The 19,009-nt window shown below is 65.1% G+C and carries 15 protein-coding genes; all 15 read left to right on the forward strand.

Going from position 1 to position 19,009, the window contains the following annotated elements; all coding sequences use genetic code 11:
- The first annotated feature begins 11 nt into the window (after positions 1–11).
- The 15 genes from RIdsm_RS15650 (at position 12) to RIdsm_RS15720 (ending at position 18,967) form a co-directional block, all read left to right on the forward strand.
- Entirely contained in the window at positions 12–1,145 is a 1,134-nt protein-coding gene (locus RIdsm_RS15650) for a hypothetical protein (RefSeq protein WP_057815771.1), read from the forward strand.
- Positions 1,146–1,198: 53 nt separating this feature from the next.
- The gene (locus RIdsm_RS15655) at positions 1,199–2,341 is read left to right on the forward strand and encodes a hypothetical protein (protein ID WP_057815769.1); all 1,143 of its coding nucleotides are present in this window, start codon (positions 1,199–1,201) and stop codon (positions 2,339–2,341) included.
- A 56-nt stretch (positions 2,342–2,397) separates the two neighbouring features.
- Positions 2,398–3,516 (forward strand): hypothetical protein, encoded by a 1,119-nt coding sequence (locus RIdsm_RS15660; RefSeq protein ID WP_057815767.1) that lies wholly within the window; start codon positions 2,398–2,400, stop codon positions 3,514–3,516.
- A gap of 33 nt (positions 3,517–3,549) precedes the next feature.
- On the forward strand, positions 3,550–4,743 hold the full coding sequence (locus RIdsm_RS15665) for a hypothetical protein (protein ID WP_057815765.1): 1,194 nt from the start codon (positions 3,550–3,552) through the stop codon (positions 4,741–4,743).
- A 123-nt stretch (positions 4,744–4,866) separates the two neighbouring features.
- A complete protein-coding gene (locus RIdsm_RS15670) occupies positions 4,867–5,997 on the forward strand; it encodes a hypothetical protein (protein ID WP_057815763.1) in 1,131 nt (376 codons plus the stop codon).
- Positions 5,998–6,128: 131 nt separating this feature from the next.
- Positions 6,129–7,340, forward strand: coding sequence for a hypothetical protein (locus tag RIdsm_RS15675; RefSeq protein ID WP_057815761.1), 1,212 nt, complete (start codon positions 6,129–6,131; stop codon positions 7,338–7,340).
- An 83-nt stretch (positions 7,341–7,423) separates the two neighbouring features.
- Complete coding sequence (locus RIdsm_RS15680) at positions 7,424–8,584, forward strand: hypothetical protein (protein WP_057815759.1); 1,161 nt, start codon at positions 7,424–7,426, stop codon at positions 8,582–8,584.
- Positions 8,585–8,712: 128 nt separating this feature from the next.
- Positions 8,713–9,921: a hypothetical protein gene (locus tag RIdsm_RS15685; protein ID WP_057815757.1), complete on the forward strand. Its 1,209-nt coding sequence runs from the start codon at positions 8,713–8,715 to the stop codon at positions 9,919–9,921.
- Between the two features lie 149 nt (positions 9,922–10,070).
- Positions 10,071–11,195 (forward strand): hypothetical protein, encoded by a 1,125-nt coding sequence (locus RIdsm_RS15690; RefSeq protein WP_057815756.1) that lies wholly within the window; start codon positions 10,071–10,073, stop codon positions 11,193–11,195.
- 205 nt (positions 11,196–11,400) lie between these two features.
- On the forward strand, positions 11,401–12,606 hold the full coding sequence (locus RIdsm_RS15695; protein ID WP_057815754.1) for a hypothetical protein: 1,206 nt from the start codon (positions 11,401–11,403) through the stop codon (positions 12,604–12,606).
- 147 nt (positions 12,607–12,753) lie between these two features.
- On the forward strand, positions 12,754–13,887 hold the full coding sequence (locus RIdsm_RS15700; protein WP_143100317.1) for a hypothetical protein: 1,134 nt from the start codon (positions 12,754–12,756) through the stop codon (positions 13,885–13,887).
- Positions 13,888–14,029: 142 nt separating this feature from the next.
- A complete protein-coding gene (locus RIdsm_RS15705; RefSeq protein WP_057815751.1) occupies positions 14,030–15,208 on the forward strand; it encodes an ABC transporter C-terminal domain-containing protein in 1,179 nt (392 codons plus the stop codon).
- A 146-nt stretch (positions 15,209–15,354) separates the two neighbouring features.
- Positions 15,355–16,485, forward strand: a complete 1,131-nt coding sequence (locus RIdsm_RS15710) for a hypothetical protein (protein WP_057815749.1) — start codon at positions 15,355–15,357, stop codon at positions 16,483–16,485.
- A 104-nt stretch (positions 16,486–16,589) separates the two neighbouring features.
- Positions 16,590–17,702, forward strand: coding sequence for a hypothetical protein (locus RIdsm_RS15715; RefSeq protein ID WP_057815748.1), 1,113 nt, complete (start codon positions 16,590–16,592; stop codon positions 17,700–17,702).
- A 95-nt stretch (positions 17,703–17,797) separates the two neighbouring features.
- Positions 17,798–18,967: a hypothetical protein gene (locus tag RIdsm_RS15720; RefSeq protein WP_143100316.1), complete on the forward strand. Its 1,170-nt coding sequence runs from the start codon at positions 17,798–17,800 to the stop codon at positions 18,965–18,967.
- Positions 18,968–19,009: the final 42 nt, after the last annotated feature.

A 19,009-nucleotide genomic window follows, 5' to 3' on the forward strand; every position in this document is an offset into this window, starting at 1 on the left:
CGGAGTTCCCCATGGCCCGCATCCTTCCCGCAATCCTGATGGCCGGCCTGCTGCCCACCCCCGCGCTGACCCAGACCCTTCTCAACGGCGATCACTCGATCGCCGGCGACCTCTGCGTCGGGGGCCGATGTACGGATAACGAGAGCCTCCCTACCGGACCACTGCACCTCAAGCAGGACATGCTCAGCATACGTGCCTATGACACCTCGGACTTGATCGGCTTTGCGTCCAATGACTGGGTGCTGCGTTTCAACGAGTCCGGCCAGGGAGGCCAGTCGTTTTTCGCGGTCCATGACGAAACCGCCGGCCTCACGCCGTTCCGCGTCGATGCCGGTGCGCCCGAGAACGCCCTGCGGGTCGACGCCACGGGCAATATCGGGATCGGCACGGGTCTGCCCCTCGTCAACCTGCATATCTACGACAGCGACGGCGCGGGCATCCTTATGGAGGACAACGCCTGGCAGTGGTTTGTGACAGGGACGCAGGACGCGTTCGTGCTGTTCGAGCCGCAATCGCCCGCGATCCCGTTCCAGATCAGAAGCGGCGCCCCGGATGCCTCGATCCATGTCGCGGCGAACGGCAATGTGGGGCTTGGCACCCACGCGCCCGGCGCGCCGCTCGAAGTCGTCAACAACTCGACCTTCAGCTACTTCCGCCTCACGGCGCGGCAGGCCGCGGTGAACCGCTCGGTCGACGTCACCTTCACCGGCGGCCCGCTCGGCACGGGCGAACTGCGCTACAACATCGTCGACGGTGACGGGCCGGAGATGAAGCTCAACGCCAATGGCGACATGGAGATCGGCGGCACGCTCATCACGGGCGGGCCCACTTGCGCCAGCGGCCGCGACGCGGTGTTCAATGCCGCGTTCGAGCGCCATTCGGTGACGGATCACGCCGCGCTGATGTGGGAGAACGGCCACCTGCCGGCCGTGGGACCCACCCTGCAGGGCCAGCCCATGAACGTCTCCGAGAAGATGGGCGCGATGCTCAACGAGCTGGAGCACGCCCATATCTACATCGAAGAGTTGCATGGCGAAAACGCCGCCCTCTCGGCCGAAGTCGCCGCCGAACGGGCGCTGAACGCCGCGCAGGCCGACCAGATCGCCGCCCTCAGCGCCCGGCTCGACGCGCTGGAGGGCAACTGACTTCCACGCGCTCCCGCCGGCATGGGCCCATTTCAACCAAGGATATTGATTTCATGAAGAGACGACTGACAGCAATCGGCCTTCTTGCTCTGGCCCTGCCGGCCACGGCGCATTCCGACGAGGTCGTACCCACCGACCTGATCGTCACCGGGAATATCTGCACCGGGGGCAGCCTCTGCGTCGATGGCGAGAGTTTCGGCACCACCGACCTCCGGATCAAGGGCACGATCCCCGAGATCCAGTTTTTCGACACGACCACCGGCGACAGCACGTGGACCGTCAGCGTCGACAATCCGATGTCTGGCCTCGCCAACGGCTTCACCATCAAGAACGAGACGAACCTGAGCTATCCTTTCCGGATAGAGGAAAATGCCCCGGACTCTGCCTTCTTCATCGGAGAAACCGGCCGTATCGGGCTCGGCACCGTTATTCCGAGGGCCGACATCCACGTGGCCGGCGGGAACCTCGTCACCCTCAGGCTCGAGGATACCAGCGGCACCACGCGCGCGTGGGACTTCAACGCCTCCAGCACCGCCTTCTGGATCAGGGACCACACCTCCGACACGGTCCCGATGGCGATCGAGGCCGGCGCGCCGAACAATACGCTGTGGCTCGAGGACACCGGCAATGTCGGGATCGGCACCTTCACGCCCGGGGCCCCGCTCGAGGTCAGCAACGACGACACGTTCAGCTATTTCCGCATCTCCGCCACCCAGGCCGCGATCAACCAGTCGGTCGACGTCACCTTTACCGGCGGCCCGCTCGGCACCGGCGAGCTGCGCTACAATATCGTCGACGGCGACGGGCCCGAGATGAAGCTCAACGCCGATGGCGACATCGAGATCGGCGGCACGCTGACAACCGCGGGCTCCTGTTCGGTCGGTTGCGACGCGGTGTTCGAGGACGCTTACGACCTGCCCAGCATCGAGGATCACCACGCCCGGACGCTGGCCTTGGGCCACCTGCCCAACGTGGGCCCGACCCGGGATGGCGAGCCGTGGGACGTGACCGACAAGATGGGGCGGATGCTCAACGAGCTGGAGCACGCGCATCTCTTCATCGCCGGCCAGCAGCAACGGATCACCCGCCAGCAGGAGGAACTTGCCGCCCAGCGCGCCGAGCTTGACGAGACCCGCGCCGCCCTGGCGGCGCTCACCGCCCGGCTCGACCGTATCGACCAGACCGGCCAACCATAAGGAGTCCGCCTCGCGCCCTCCCCGCGGCCGGTTCACAGCCAGAAGGGAGAAGACACATGAAAGCCCACCACGCCGCCGCCCTCATCCTGATGCTGACGGCCCCGGCCCTTCGCGCGCAGACGGTCCTGCCCGGCGACCACAATGTGCAAGGCAATCTCTGTGTCGGAAGCCAATGCGCCGCCGAGACTTTCGGAGACGACACGCTTCGGCTCAAGGCATACAACATCCGCATCCATGTCGATGACCGGACCACCAATGCCGATTATTCGGGCCACGACTGGTCGCTGCTGTTCAACGACACCACCCAGTTCGGCGAGGATTACTTCGCCGTGCAGGATAGGACCCTCATGACCGTCCCCTTCCGGATCGACGGCTTCGCCCCTACCGACTCGTTCCGGATCGCGGGCAGCGGCAAGATCGGCATCGGCACGGGCCTGCCTCAGCAGGACCTGCACATCGTCTCGAACGGCGGTACCGCCGTGATCCGGATGGAGGAAGCGGTGGGCACGGCGTCGCGCTGGGATATCGAGGCCAACAGCGCCGCCTTCGTCATCCAGGACGCGCTGGCCGGAACCATCCCCGTCGCCATCGAAAAGGGGTCGCCCTCCTACGCGTTCCGGGTGCTGAATTCCGGCAACGTCGGGTTTGGCACCAACAGCCCGCAGGCCCCGCTGGAGCTTTTCCGGCGAGAGCCGTTCACCTTCCTCCGGCTCACCGCCGCCGGGGCAACGATCAACGACTCGGTCGATATCGTCTTTACCGAAGGGCCGCTGGGCACCGGTGAGCTGCGTTACAACATCGTCGATGGCGACGGGCCGGAAATGCGTCTGAACGCCGATGGCGATATCCGGATCGACGGCACGCTGACCACCGCGGGCTCCTGTTCGGTCGGGTGCGACGCGGTGTTCGAGGCCGATTACGACCTGCCCTCGATCGAGGAGCACCACGCCCGCACAATGGCCCTCGGCCACCTGCCCAACGTGGGCCCGACCCGCGATGGCGAGCCGTGGGACGTGACCGACAAGATGGGTCGCATGCTCAACGAACTGGAACACGCGCATCTCTATATCGCCCAGCTGGAGGCACGCGACCGGACGCGGGCCGAGGAGACGGCCCGGATGGGCGCGCGCATCGCCCGGCTCGAGGCGATGGTGGCCGAGCTGGCGGCCCATTGAGGGGCCACGACCCTGATTGAAGGAGTTTGATCGATGACCTATTCCCGTATCCCCCTTGCGCTGCTGGCTTTCCTCGCCCTTCCATACGCCGCTGCGGCCGAGGTTCTCAGCACCAGCGACCCGACGATCGAAAACAGTCTCTGCGTCGGTCGGGATTGCGGCGACCCCGCCGACTTCGTGACCACACATGACGAGATCGTACTGTCGGCCAACAACATACGATTGCGGTTCGAGGACACCTCGGACCCCGGCGGAAACAATGCCAGCGACGACTGGGCGCTGGTCCCCAACGACAACCTTCCGGGCGGGCAAAACCGGTTCATTCTGCGCAATCTGACCCATCACACCGACCCTTTCGTCGTCCACGGCGATGCCCCGACCAGCGCCGCCTATATCTCGGCCACCGGCCGCATCGGCATCGGCACCATGCTGCCGCAGGAAAGGATGCACATGGTCAGTGCCATCGGCCCCGGCCTTCGGTTCGAACAGACGGGCAACGGGCTGTTTCAGCCGCAAACCTGGACGATGCGCGGGCAGACCGCCTTCTATGTCAGCGACATCACCGCCGGCACCACGCCCTTCCGGATCAATCGGGCGGCGCCCGACAACACGCTGGTCGTCGATGACACGGGCAATGTCGGCATCGGCACCTTGACCCCCGGAGCACCGCTCGAGGTGCTGGATGACGAAACCTTCAGCTTCTTCCGCATCACCGCCGCGAGTGCCGCGATCAACCAGTCGGTCGACATCACCTTCACCCAAGGCCCGTTGGGCACGGGCGAGCTGCGCTACAACATCGTCGACGGCGACGGGCCCGAGATGCGCCTCAACGCCGATGGCGACATGGTGCTCGACGGTACCCTGACCACCGGCGGGCCTACCTGCTCAGGCGGCTGCGACGCGGTCTTCACCAAAGCTCAGATCATCCCGGAACGCGACTACGCCGCCCGGATGTGGGCCGACGGCCACCTGCCCCATGTCGGCCCGACCCCGCCCGAGGCGCCGATCAACGTCAGCGAAAAACTGGGCGGGATGTTGAACGCGCTGGAACATGCGCATGTGTTCATCGACCGGCAGAACCGGCGCATCGAAACGCTCGAGGCAGAGAGGGCGGCGCAGGATGCGCGGTTCGCCCGGCTCGAGGCGGAGAAATCCGCACAGGCCGCGCGGCTGGCCCGGCTCGAGGCGCGGCTCACCGCCATCGAAACGGGCGCGTGGGCGGACTGAACCGGCACACGGGCGGCGGAGCCGGTCAAAAAGGGGGCCCGGCGCGCCAATTTCGTTTGAGCCGACGCGGTCATACGCGTACCTTCGCCCGGAATTTTTTCAATTATCCAAAGGGAATTGCCAATGCTCCGCCTTCATTCCGCCCTCCGCCTGCTCGCCATCGCCAGCGTCTTTCCCGCCGCCACCCATGCCCAGACCCTCCTGTCCGGCGATCACAGCGTCGATGGCGCTCTCTGCGTTGGCGAAGGTTGTAGCAGCAGCGAGGACTTCGAGGACTTCGCCCTGAAGATCAAGCAGAACAACACATGGCTGAAATTCGAGGATACTTCTTCAACCTCTAGCTTTCCCACCAATGACTGGCAGATCAGGGTGAACGACTCGTTGAACGGTGGCGCCGGCCATTTCTCGATCGTCGATGACGAAACCGGCAACACGATCCTCCGCCTCGACGCGGGCGCATTGAACGCCTCCCTCCATGTCGCCAGCAGCGGCCATGTCGGCCTGGGCACGACGATACCGACTGACGAGCTGCACATCTTCGACAGTCTCGATCCGAGCATCACCTTCGAGGAGTCGTCCTGGAAATGGAAGCTGGCGGGCAATGTCGAAGGCTTCTACCTGTTGGACCCGCAGAACTCTGCCATCCCCTTCGAAATTCGCAGCGGGGCGCCGGCGCGGGCCTTCCACATCAACAGCGAGGGCCAGGTCGGCCTTGGCACCGATACGCCCGATGCGCCGCTCGAAGTCAGCGACGCGGACAGTTTCAGCTTCTTCCGCATCACCGCCCGGGGCGCGCCGGTCAACCAGTCTGTCGATGTCGTCTTCACGCAAGGCCCTCTGAACACGGGCGAGCTGCGCTACAACATCGTCGACGGCGACGGGCCCGAGATGCGGCTCAATGCCGATGGCGACCTGGTGATCCGCGGCACGCTCACCACCGGCGGGCCGACCTGCGCGGGCGGCTGCGACGCGGTCTTCACCGAGCGCCGGATCATCCCCGAAGACGATTACGCCGCCCGGATGTGGGCCGACGGTCACCTGCCTTTCGTCGGCCCGACCGCCCCGGAGGCGCCGATCAACGTCAGCGAGAAGATGGGCGGGATGCTGAACGCGCTGGAGCACGCCCACGTGTTCATCGAGCGCCAGAACGAGCGCATCGCGACGCTCGAGGCGGAAAAGGCGGCACAGGACGACCGGATGGCCCAACTCGAAGCGCGGCTGATGGCGCTGGAAACGGGCCGCGGCGCGGATTGAGGCCGGACAGGCCGGGGGCAAACGGGGCCGCGCCTCGCAGGGCGGCGCCGCTTATTCACTTTGATAAATCGACGCCAGAACGCTAGGCTTGTCGGGATTTTATCCAATCGTCACGACCCAAGGAATTGCCCATGACCCGCCTGTTTCCCGCGCTGACCGCGCCAAGCCGCCTGTCCGCCCTGCCCCTGCTTGCCACGCTGCTGGCCCAGCCGGCCGCGTCGCAGGTGCTCGAGGCATCGAGCGACGCCACCATCCGCAACCGTCTTTGCATCGGCGGAGAATGCACAGACAACCCCACGCCCGATTTCGTCGCCGACGGCTTCACCGCGTCGCTCGAGATCCGCGATTTCCGAACACGGATAGATTTCGTCGACCGTTCGGACGCAAACTTTCCGAATACGAACTGGGCGATCGAGTTGAACGAACCGAATACCTCCATCCCCAGTGGCGGCACCGAGTATTTCGCCATCCAGGACAACTCTGCCTTCACGGTCCCCTTTCTGGTCAGGGGAGGCGCGCCCACCAACGCCTTCTTTCTCGCCGAGTCAGGGGCCATCGGCCTGCAGACATCCCTGCCGCAGATGAACCTGCATATCGTCGACGCGGGCACTTTTGCCGAGGCTGGCATCCGATTGGAGGACACCACGGGAACACCGTACAGCTGGGACCTGCGGGGCAATGACGCCGGGTTCTACCTGTTCGATGTGACGGCCAACAGGCTGCCCTTCCAGGTCCGTCCCGGTGCGCCCAGCTCTTCGCTCGAGATCGCCAGCAGCGGCTTTGTGGGCATCGGCACCGAAAGCCCCGGCGCGCCCCTCGAGGTCAGCAACAACGACACGTTCAGCTACTTCCGCATCACCGCCGCGCAGGCCGCGGTCAACCAGTCGGCCGACATGACCTTCACCGGCGGGCCCCTGGGCACCGGCGAGTTCCGCTACAACATCGTCGATGGCGACGGGCCGGAAATGCGGCTCAATGCCGATGGCGACATGGTGCTCGATGGCACGCTGACCACCGGCGGCCCGACCCCCGCAGGCGGCTGCGACGCCGTCTTCGACGCGGAATTCGAGCGCCTCTCCGTCTCCGATCACGCCACGCTGATGTGGGAGAACGGCCACCTGCCCGCCGTGGGTGCGACGCTGCCGGGCGCGCCGATCAACGTGTCGGAGAAGATGGGCGGGATCCTGAACGAGCTTGAGCACGCGCATATCTACATCGAAGAGCTGCACGCCCGGCTGGCCTTCCAGGAAGAGCAGCGCCAGGCACAGGAGGCGGTCAATATCGCGCTTTCCGAACAGCTCGCGGCCCTCGCGGCCCGGCTCGAAAAGCTGGAGGTCCGTTGACGCAAGGCGGGCCCTGGCTTACAAAAATCCTTTATTAACCAATGACGTTGCCCGCGTGCAGCGCTTGAACAAAGGATTTCAGTATGAAGGTTTTTCCGCTCTGCGCCGCACTTGTCGTCGCGGCCTTTCCTGTCACGGCCGAACAGGTCTTCAACGAGAATGTCATCGTCGGCGGCGGCCTGTGCGCCGGTAATTACTGCCAGGCCGGCACCAGCTTTCCCGAGGGGCTGCTGCGGCTCAGCACCCAGTCGCCGCGCATCCATTTCAACGACGCCTCGGCCGTCAATCAGCACGAATGGCAGATCCGCGCCAACGAGGACAGCAGCAGCTATCTCAGCATGTTCTCGATCCTCGACCTGACCGCGGCCACCACGCCCTTCACCCTGTTCGGCGGTGCGCCGGACAACGCGCTCTGGGTCGACGGCCATGGGCTGGTGGGCCTCGGCACATCGCTGCCCCAGCAGGATCTGCACATCGTGGCGTCGGGCAACTACCCCGGCATAAGGCTGGAGCGTACACAGGCCCCAGCCCATTCATGGGACATCCTGGCCGATCAGACAGGGTTCGGCATCCGGGATGTGACCAGCAACAACAAGCTGCCGTTCTTCATCGCCAGCGATGCGCCCCCCTGGGCGATCTGGCTCGACAGCGCCGGCTATCTCGGGCTCGGAACGGATGACCCCGCCGCGCCGCTGGAACTGCGGCGCGAGGACAGCTTCAACTTCTTCCGCATCACCGCCGCCGGCGCGACGTTCAACGAGTCGGTGGATTTCGTATTCACCGAGGGCCCGCTCGGCACCGGAGAACTGCGCTACAACATCGTCGATACCGACGGACCCGAGATGCGGCTGAACGCCGATGGCGACATGCGGATCGAGGGCGCGCTGACCACCGGCGGCCCCGCCTGCGACAGCGGCTGCGACGCGGTGTTCGACGCCGGGTTCGAGCGCCTCTCGGTCTCCGACCATGCCGCGCTCATGTGGGAGAACGGCCACCTTCCGGCGGTCGGCCCCACCCTGCCGGGGGCACCGATGAACGTGTCGGAGAAGGTGGCCGGCATCCTGAACGAACTCGAGCATGCGCATATCTATATCGAAACCCTCCACCGACGGGCCGCAGCACAGGAAGACCAACTTGCCCGTCAGGCCGAACAGCTGGTCGCGCAGGGTGCGGCCCTTGCCCAGCAGCAGGCGCTTACCGCCCGGCTGATGGCCCGGCTGGACCAGCTTGAACAGGGCAGCTAAGCCCCGTCCGGGCAGGCGGACCTTCCGGTTTTCCTCCATGGACGGAGCATCGCGAGCCACTTAACGTATATCACATAGCCAACGGGCGACCTCGCCCGGCTTCCCCATAGTTAATAAGGTTGCCCCGAATGTCCTTCATTATCCGTACCGCCTTTCCCCTTGCCATCGCCCTCGCCGCCGCCCCCGCCTGGGCACAAGACGTCATCGGAGACGACCTGGTCCTCTCCGGCGACATCACCCAGAACGGGTTCGGACCGAATTTCTTCGATGCCGCGTATTCCTCGTTCAGCGGCAGCATGTGTCTCGGGAACAACTGCACCACCAGCGAAGCCAACGGCCTCGGCAACCCGCCCCTCAAACTCAAATGGTCCGAAGCGGCAATCCTTTTCGAGGATACCAGTAGCAGCAGCTTCGCCGACCGTGACTGGCGCATCGCGGCCACCGGCAGTGCCTCGCAGGAAACCTTCCAGATCCAGGATTGGGGCGCCGACTGGTCAACCGGCACCGCCACAGCGCCCTTCGTCATTGTCGGCGACGCGCCCGCCAACGCCCTCTGGCTCGACCACACGGGCAATATCGGCTTTGGCACCTCCCTGCCACAGGCCGACCTGCACGTTATCGGCGCCAGCTCCGCCGCCCTGCGGATGGAGGCCACCTCCGGCACGTCCCGCACCTGGCAGGCCAACGCGAGCGAGGCCAGTTTCTGGATCGCCGACGTGACCGCCAACACCACGCCCTTCGCCCTTGAGGCCAACACCCCCAACGACACGTTGTGGCTTGCCAGCACCGGCTTTGTGGGCATCGGCACCGCCAGCCCCGACGCCCCGCTCGAGGTCAGCAACGACGACACGTTCAGCTACTTCCGCATCACTGCCGAGCAGGCCGCGATCAACCAGTCGGCCGACATGACCTTCACCGGCGGGCCCTTGGGCACGGGTGAGTTCCGCTACAACATCGTCGATGGCGACGGGCCGGAAATGAAGCTCAACGCCAATGGCGACATGGAGATCGACGGCACGCTCACCACCGGCGGTCCGACCTGCGCGGGCGGCTGCGATGCGGTGTTCGACGCGGAATTCGAGCGTCTCTCGGTCACCGATCACGCGGCGCTGATGTGGGACAAGGGCCACCTTCCGGCGGTCGGCCCTACCCTGCCGGGCGAAGCGTTCAACGTCACCGAGAAGATGGGCGCCATGCTCAACGAGCTGGAGCATGCGCATATCTATATCGAGGAGCTGCACGCCGAGCTTGGCGCGCAGAAGGCCGAAAAGTCGGAAATGCAGGCCCAGATCGCCGCCCTGACCGCCCGTCTCGACGCGCTCGAGGTGGCCGAGTGACGCAAGCCGGTCCTTCCGGGGAGATTTTCCCCGGAAGGTCTGGAAAACCCGACTTTTTTCGTTAGTCTTTCGAGATTAGAAAAACCTTGTTCCGCGCAATTCCGGCGTGGCCTTGACGTTATTGCTTGATTAAAAAAGGGACCCAATCAATGAAACATGCTCTCCTGACAGTTGCGACCGGAACGGCTCTCGCCCTTGGCTCCGCGACGCTGACGACCGCACAAACCGTCCTGTCGGGGGATCACAGCGTCGATGGCAAGCTATGCGTGGGCACCCCCTGCGACGGCGCCGAGACCTTCGACCAGATCGACGCGCAGAAGATCAAAGGCTCGCTGGTGTCGCTCCGCTTCGAAGACACCTCCGGCGCCACACACCCCAACCGCGACTGGCGCCTGCGCGTCAATGATGGCGGCAGCTTCGCCGATGGCGGGCTCGACCGCTTCTCGATCGAGGATGTCGATGCCGGCACCATTCCGTTCACCATCGTCGGCGACGCCCCGACCAACTCGTTTTTCGTCAGCAACTTCGGCAATGTCGGCCTTGGCACGAGCTTGCCCGTCGGGCCCCTTCACATCGTGAACCAGGGCTACAGCCAGGTGAAGCTGGAATCGACGGGGACGCAGTCACGCACGTGGGACCTGTATTCCAACGGGAACACCTTCACTGTCCGCGACAGCACCGACTTCAAGGACATTTTCGTTATCGGCAAGTCAGCGCCCAGCCATTCGCTGACGGTCAGTCAGATCACCGGCAATGTCGGGGTCGGAACACAGTATGCCAGCGCCCCGTTCGAGGTGAGCCGGGACGAAACCTACAACTATTTCCGCATCACCGCCGCGCAGGCCCTGATCAACCAGTCCGTCGACATCACCTTCACCGGCGGGCCGCTCGGCACCGGCGAGCTGCGCTACAACATCGTCGATGACGACGGTCCCGAGATGAAGCTCAACGCCGAAGGCGACATGGAGATCGACGGCACGCTGACGACCGGCGGCCCGACCTGCGCCAGCGGCTGCGACGCGGTCTTCGATGCCGAATTCGACCGCCTGTCGGTCACCGAGCATGCCGCGCTGATGTGGGAAAACGGCCACCTTCCCGCCGTGGGCCCCACCCTGCCCGGCCAACCCATGAACGTCTCCGAGAAGATGGGCGCCGTGCTCAACGAGCTCGAGCATGCACATATCTATATCGAGGAGCTGCACGCCGAGCAGGCGGCCGCCAATGCCCGCATCGCACGGCTGGAGGCGGCCTTGCAGGCGCTGACAGAGCACTGATCCGCCAAATCTGACCGGGGAATGCCCTGCGCTGTCAGCTCATGCGGCCCGGGGCGCCCGGGCCGTGCGACCGCGGCGCCAAAGATGGGCGGCCAGGCGAATAAAGTGATCGGAAACCGGAACAGGCCAATGTTTTACTTGTGACAATCCGGGCGGCGGGTAAGCTCCATCAGAGCTTTGATCCTCTATCGCCAAAGGAATTGCCGTGCCCCGTCTTTCTCATGCCCTGACCCTGTCCACATGCCTTGCGGTGCCTCTCCCCGCCCTCGCCCAGACCGTGCTGTCGGGCAATTACAGCATCGACGGCTTTCTCTGCGTCGGCAACGCCTGCACCGGCTCCGAGACGTTTGATGCGTTTGACGACCTCAAGATCAAGGGCTCGGCCATCGGTATCCTGTTCGAGGATACCGAGGGTTCCTCGACCCATGACTGGCGGCTTCAGGCCAACGCCACGAACGAGGATTCCTTCTTCCTCCGCGATGTGACCGACGGCACGACACCGTTCAAGATCCTCGGCTTCGCACCGGACAACAGCCTGTTTGTCGACAGCGACGGTGAGATCGGCCTCGGCACCTCGGTCCCGCAAGCGCGACTGCATGTCGAGACGACCGCGAGCTCCGGCATCCGGATCAACCGGTCCAACACAAGCGCCGGTCAGCAGGCCTGGGAAACGTATATCGACCCAAACGGGAAATTCGCCATCCTGGACGCCACAAACACCACGGCGCCTATCGGGATCTCGCCGGGGACACCGTCGGGGGCGCTGCTCTTCGGGTCCACCCGCACCGTCTTCAACAATGCATCCGAGGACTTCAATTTTGAAGTCCGGGGCCAAGCCTACAGACCGCTGATCTTTGCCAATGCCGGCACCGGCCGCGTGGGCATAGGCACCGACGGCCCCGACGCCCCGCTCGAAGTCAGCAGCAACGAGACGTTCAGTTACTTCCGCATCACCGCCGAGCAGGCCGCGATCAACAAGTCGGTCGACGTCACCTTCACCGGCGGCCCCCTCGGCACCGGCGAGCTGCGCTACAACATCGTCGATGGCGACGGGCCCGAGATGAAGCTGAACGCCAATGGCGACATCGAGATCGGCGGCACGCTCACTACCGGCGGCCCCACCTGCGCCAGCGGCTGCGACGCGGTGTTCGACGCCGAATTCGAGCGCCTCTCCGTCACCGAGCATGCCGCGCTGATGTGGGACAAGGGCTATCTTCCGGCGGTCGGCCCGACCCTGCCGGGCCAGCCCATGAACGTCTCGGAAAAGATGGGCGCCGTTCTGAACGAACTGGAACACGCGCATATCTATATCGAAGAGCTGCACCGCGAGAACGCCGCCCGGGAAGCGCGCTTCGAGGCGCGGATCGCCGCCCTGACCGCCCGTCTCGATGCGCTCGAGACGGGTGACTGACGCAAACCGGCACCTCAGGAAATTTTCTCGCCGCAAAGTCTGGTAAACCCGACTTTTTTCGTTAGCCTTTTGGGCCTAGAAAGGCCCGCATTCCGCGCAATTGTGGCGCGGGGTACAGTTATTGATTGATTAAGAAGGACCCCATCGATGAAACATGCTCTCCTGACAGTTGCGACCGGAACAGTGCTGACCCTGGGTTCCGCCACGCTGACGACCGCACAGACCGTCCTGTCGGGGGATCACAGCGTCGATGGCAAACTTTGCGTCGGCTCGTCCTGCCACGGCGCCGAGACCTTCGACCAGATCGACGCGCAAAAGATCAAAGGCACGCTGGTGTCGCTCCGCTTCGAGGATACCTCGGGCTCCACCCACCCCGGCCGCGACTGGCGTCTGCGCGTCAATGACGGCGGCAGCCTCTCCACCGGCGGGCTCAATCGCTTCTCGGTCGAGGATGTGGACGCCGGCACCATCCCCTTCACCATCGTCGGCGACGCCCCCGACAACGCCCTTTTCATCGACCGCTTCGGCCGGATCGGGCTGGGCACCACGCTGCCCTTCAACGATCTGCACATCGTCAGCAGCTACAGGCCCACCATTCGCCTCGAACAGGACAACACCGCCGGCCCGGTCGCGCAGATCTTCGAACTCGAGGCCGACGATCGCGGCTTTCGGATCAACGACGCGAGCAACTACAATGATGCCATCTTCCAGATCGAGGACGGGGCCCCGGCCTATGCCCTCAGTATCGCCGGAACAGGCAATGTCGGGTTCGGAACGCTGTCCCCCTCCGCCCCGCTCGAGCTGAGCCGCGACGACACCTACAACTATTTCCGCATCACCGCCGCGCAGGCCGCGATCAACGAGTCCGTCGACATCACCTTCACCGGCGGCCCCCTCGGCACCGGCGAGCTGCGCTACAACGTCGTCGATGGCGACGGCCCCGAGATGAAGCTCAACGCCGATGGCGACATGCAGATCGACGGCACGCTGACGACCGCGGGCTCCTGTTCGGTCGGTTGCGACGCGGTGTTCGAGGCCGACTACCCCCTGCCCTCGATCGAGGACCACCTGGCCGAGACCCTCGCGCTCGGCCACCTGCCCAATGTCGGCCCCACCCGCCAAGGCGAGCCCTGGGACATGACCGACAAGATGGGCCGCGTGCTCAACGAGCTCGAGCACGCCCACCTCTATATCGGTCAGTTGCACGCCCAGAACAGCGCCCAGGCCGCCCAGATCGCCGCGCTTTCGGCCCGGCTCGATGCGATAGAGGCGGATGACTGACGCCGACCGGGCATTTTCCTGCAACGGTTGAAAAAGTCTGGCATTCCGGGGTTTCCCCGTTACCGTGACCGGTGTTGAACCCGGTGCCGCGCAATTTACCGCGCGGGCTTATGTCATTTCTTAACGTCAAAGGATAAAATCGATGAAGCGCGCATTCCTTCACGCCCTGGCCGGCGCGGTCGTGGCCGCCTGTCCGGCAACCCTGACCCTCGCACAATCCACCGTTCTGGCGGGCGATCATGCCATAGATGGCCGTGCCTGTATCGGTCCGTTCTGCGATGGGTCGACAAGCTTTCCGCCTGTCGAGGCGCTGAAGCTCAACGGCTATACCGTCGGCATCGGCTTCGAAGACGCCTCCGACGGCACCGGCTTCCCCGACCGCGACTGGCGGCTGCTGGTCAACGACGACATCTCCACGGCGACCGGCGGTATCTCCCGCTTCTCGGTCGAGGATATCGACGCCAGCACGATCCCCTTCACCATCGAGGGCGGCGCCCCCGAGAACGCATTCTACATGGCGGATGACGGGGATATCGGCCTGGGAACCTCCATGCCGCAGGCATCGCTGCACGTGGCCTCCCAGACGTTCCCGACGTTGCGGCTTGAGCGAACGAGCCCGCCCACATCGGAGTGGAACATCGCAGCGTCCCCGGGGACCCTGCGTATCCGCGATGTCGAGACCTGGACCATCCCGTTCAGCATTGTCACCGGCGCCCCGACCAACGCCCTGACCATCGCCGAGAGCGGCAATATCGGCATCGGCACCTCCGAGGCCGCAGCACCGCTGGAGGTCAGTGACGACGCCACCTTCAGCTTCTTCCGCATCACCGCGGCGCAGGCCGCGATCAACCAGTCGGTCGACATCACCTTCACCGGCGGGCCGCTCGGCACGGGCGAGCTGCGCTACAACATCGTCGACGGCGACGGCCCCGAGATGAAGCTGAACGCCGATGGCGACATGCAGATCCTGGGCACGCTGACCACCGGCGGGCCCAGCTGCACGGGCGGCTGCGACGCGGTCTTCACCGAAGAGCGGATCATCCCGGAAGCGGACTATGCCGCGCGGATGTGGGCCGATGGCTACCTGCCCCATGTCGGCCCGACCGCGCCGGAAACGCCGGTCAACGTGAGCGAGAAGCTGGGCGGCATCCTGAACGCGCTGGAACATGCGCATGTGTTCATCGACCGGCAGAACAGCCGCATCGAAACGCTCGAGGCGGAAAAAGCGGCCCAGAACGACCGGATCGCGGCCCAGGACGCCCGGATCGAGGCGCTTCTGGCTCGGATGGAGGCGATCGAAACGGGTCAGCGCGCCGACTGACCGCGCCTGCGCAAGTCACCTGCCGGGGCGCGCCACGCCCCGGTATTGCAGGCGCGCGAAAGGCAGTCAGAAAGGCTTTTGCGGAATCACTCCCCTGACGTAAGCTGCGCCGGATCTTTCAGGCATATTCTTCAAAGGAATTTCCGATGACCCGTTTCCTGCCCGTGCTGGCCGCCGCCAGCCTTCTTCCCGCCATCGCCCATGCCCAGACCGCCCTGTCGGGCGATCACAGCATCGTCGGCCGGCTCTGCACCGGGGCTGCCTGCACCAACAACGAGGCATTTGCCGCCTATGACACGATGAAGCTGAAAGATATAAACGCGCGTCTTGTTTTCCAGGATACTTCGTTGTCCACCAGCTTCCCCACCAATGACTGGCGCCTCCAGGCCAACGACGAATTCAACGGCGGGGCGGAGTATTTCGCCATCGTCGATGTCCAAACCGATAACCAGATCCTGCGCCTCGACGCGGGCGCGCCTGCGAATTCCCTTTACGTGACCGAGGACGGCACGTTGGGTGTGGGCACGATGCTGCCGCAGGCGAACCTGCACATTGTCGACACCTCAATTGGCGAGGCGCGTCTCCGGCTGGAAAATACCCAAGGCACGAATTACGCCTGGGATCTGCGGGGCAACCACGTGGGGTTCTACCTGTATGACGCGACGGCGGGCACGTTGCCCTTCAACGTACGCCCCGGCGCGCCGAACTCATCGCTCGACGTGGCCAGCAACGGCAATGTCGGCATCGGCACACCACTCCCCAATGCGCCGCTCGAAGTCAGCGACGATGCAACCTTCAGCTTCTTCCGCATCACCGCCGAGCAGGCGGCGATCAACCAGTCGGTCGACATCACCTTTACCGGCGGCCCGCTCGGCACGGGCGAGCTACGCTACAACATCGTCGACGGCGACGGCCCCGAGATGAAGCTGAACGCCGATGGCGACATGCAGATCGGCGGCACGCTGACGACCGCGGGCTCCTGTTCGGTCGGTTGCGACGCGGTATTCGACGCGGATTATCCGCTGCCTTCGATCGAGGATCACCTCGCCGAGACCCTCGCGCTCGGCCACCTGCCCAATGTCGGCCCCACCCGCCACGGCGCGCCGTGGGACATGACCGACAAGCTGGGCCGCGTGCTCAACGAGCTCGAGCACGCCCATCTCTATATCGGTCAATTGCACCAGGAACTGGGCGCCCAGAAAGCCGAGAAACAGGCGATGGAGGCGCAGATCGCCGCGCTCGCCGCCCGGCTTGACGCGCTGGAACGCGCCGACTGACGAGCCGACAGCCAACGCGCTTCCCCGAATTGTGGGGTGGCGCTATCCTCCGGCATATTGCCCGCCCGGTTCACCGGGCTTTTCGTCGTTCCGGAGCCCCTCCCATGAGACACGTCCTTTACGCCATCGCCCTAGCCCTCCCGCCCGCCGCCGCATCGGCAGACGACCTGTTCATCGACGACGTCATCGTACGAAGCAACTTGCTTTGCGTCGGGGGCGACTGTGCCGACGGCGAGGCGCATATCGCCGGCACTCACGGGCTGAAGGTCAAGTATATCAACACCGCCATCCAGTTCGACGACACCACCACCAGCACCGTGTTCCCGACCCATGACTGGCAACTGATGGCCAACGAGACCACGCAGAACGGGCGCGATGCCTTCATTCTCAGCGACCTCACCGCCGGAACCCGCCCGTTCTGGGTTCTCGGCGACGCGCCGGACAACTCGCTCTACGTCGACCATCGCGGCTATGTCGGCCTCGGCACCTCCATGCCGCAGGCCGATCTTCACATCACCAACAAGATCCTCGGACAGGCCTTCATCCGGCTGGAAGAAACCTTCGGCACGCCGCACAGCTGGGATGTGATCGGCAGCAGTTCGGGCTTCGTCGTCTCCGATGTCACCGGGGGCACCATGCCCGTCATCGTCCTGTCGGGCGCGCCGGACCAGTCGCTCTACATCGCCGCCGACGGCAACGTGGGGCTGGGCACCTCTGCGCCCAATGCCCCGCTCGAGGTCAGCAACGACGACACGTTCAGCTATTTTCGGATCACCGCCGCGCAGGCCGCCATCAACCAGTCGGCCGACGTCACCTTCACCGGCGGCCCCCTCGGGACGGGCGAGTTCCGCTACAACATCGTCGATGGCGACGGGCCCGAGATGCGGCTGAACGCCAATGGCGACATGGTGCTCGACGGCGCGCTCACCACCGGCGGCCCCACCTGCGACACGGGCTGCGACGCGGTATTCGATGCCGGTTTCTCCCGTCTGTCCGTCACCGACCATGCCGCCCTGATGTGGGAGAACGGCCACCTGCCGGCGGTCGGCCCCACCCTGCCCGGCGCGCCGATGAACGTATCGGAGAAGATGGGCGCCATGCTCAACGAGCTGGAGCATGCGCATATCTACATCGAACAACTGCACGACGAGGCCCGCGTCCGCGACGCCTTGATCGCCGACCTCGCCGCCCGTCTCGAGGCTGTCGAGGCGCGCTGACACGCCCAACAGGCTTGCCGGATCACCGGACCGTTGTAACATCCCGGCAGGCGCGGGCCTCGCCGCGCCCCTTATTTGAGTCATTGGAGATTGACGTGACCCGTTCCCTTTTGCCCGCAGCCCTTCTCGCCCTGCCCCTCGCCACCGCCGCCCCTGCCGACGAGACCGTCTTCGACGACCACATCGTCATCGGCAACCAGTGCGTCGGCCCCGACTGCGCCACCGATGACGAGTTCGGCTTCAGCACCGCGATCTTCAAGGACCCGCTGATCCGGCTCGAGTTCAACGACACGTCGGCACTCGCCCCCGCCAATGACTGGCGGTTCCTGTTCAACGATCCCTCAGGCGTCGGTGCCCAATCCTATTTCAGGCTGGAAGACTCGACCGCCGGCACCACCCCCTTCACCATCATGGCCGGCGCGCCGAGCACCGCCTTCCACATGAACGCGGCTGGCAGGGTCGGGCTTGGCACCACGCTTCCCCAGAACACGCTCCACATCGCCGACGAAGGCTCTGTCACGTTCCGGCTGGAAGAGACCACGGCACCATATTCCTACACATTCAACGCAAACGATTTCGGCTTTTGGATCCGGGATCGCACGGCCGACACCGTGCCCTTCGTCATCCAGGCGACGTCGCCGAACAATTCCCTCTGGGTGGCTGACGACGGCTATATCGGCCTCGGCACCAGCGTTCCGGCCGCACCGCTCGAGCTCTGGAGCGACGAGACCTTCAATTTCTTCCGCCTCTCCGCCTCGGGGGCCGCGATCAACCAGTCGGTCGACATCACCTTCACCGGCGGCCCCCTCGGCACGGGCGAGCTGCGCTACAACATCGTCGACGGCGACGGGCCCGAGATGAAGCTCAACGCCGATGGCGACATCGAGATCGAAGGGACGCTCACGACCGCGGGTTCCTGCTCGGTGGGCTGCGACGCGGTGTTCGAGGCCGACTACCCCCTGCCCTCGATCGAGGATCACCACGCGCAAACGCTCGCCCTCGGCCACCTGCCCAACGTGGGCCCCACTCGGCCCGGCGAGCCGTGGGACGTGACCGACAAGATGGGCCGCATCCTCAACGAGCTCGAGCACGCGCATCTCTTCATCGCCGGCCAGCAGGAAGAGATCACGCGCCAGCAGCAGGAGCTTGCCACGCAACGCGCCGAGCTGGCCGAAACCGGCGCCGCGCTGTCCGAGACCCGGGCCGCGCTGGCCGCGCTGACCGCCCGGCTGGCAGCGCTCGAAACGAGCCGGCGGGCAGACTGACCCCGCCGGCCGGCGCGCCGCCCCGTATCCCGTTTTGAGAAA

Origin of the sequence: Roseovarius indicus (assembly GCF_008728195.1) — a bacterium.
In the GTDB taxonomy this organism is placed as follows: domain Bacteria; phylum Pseudomonadota; class Alphaproteobacteria; order Rhodobacterales; family Rhodobacteraceae; genus Roseovarius; species Roseovarius indicus.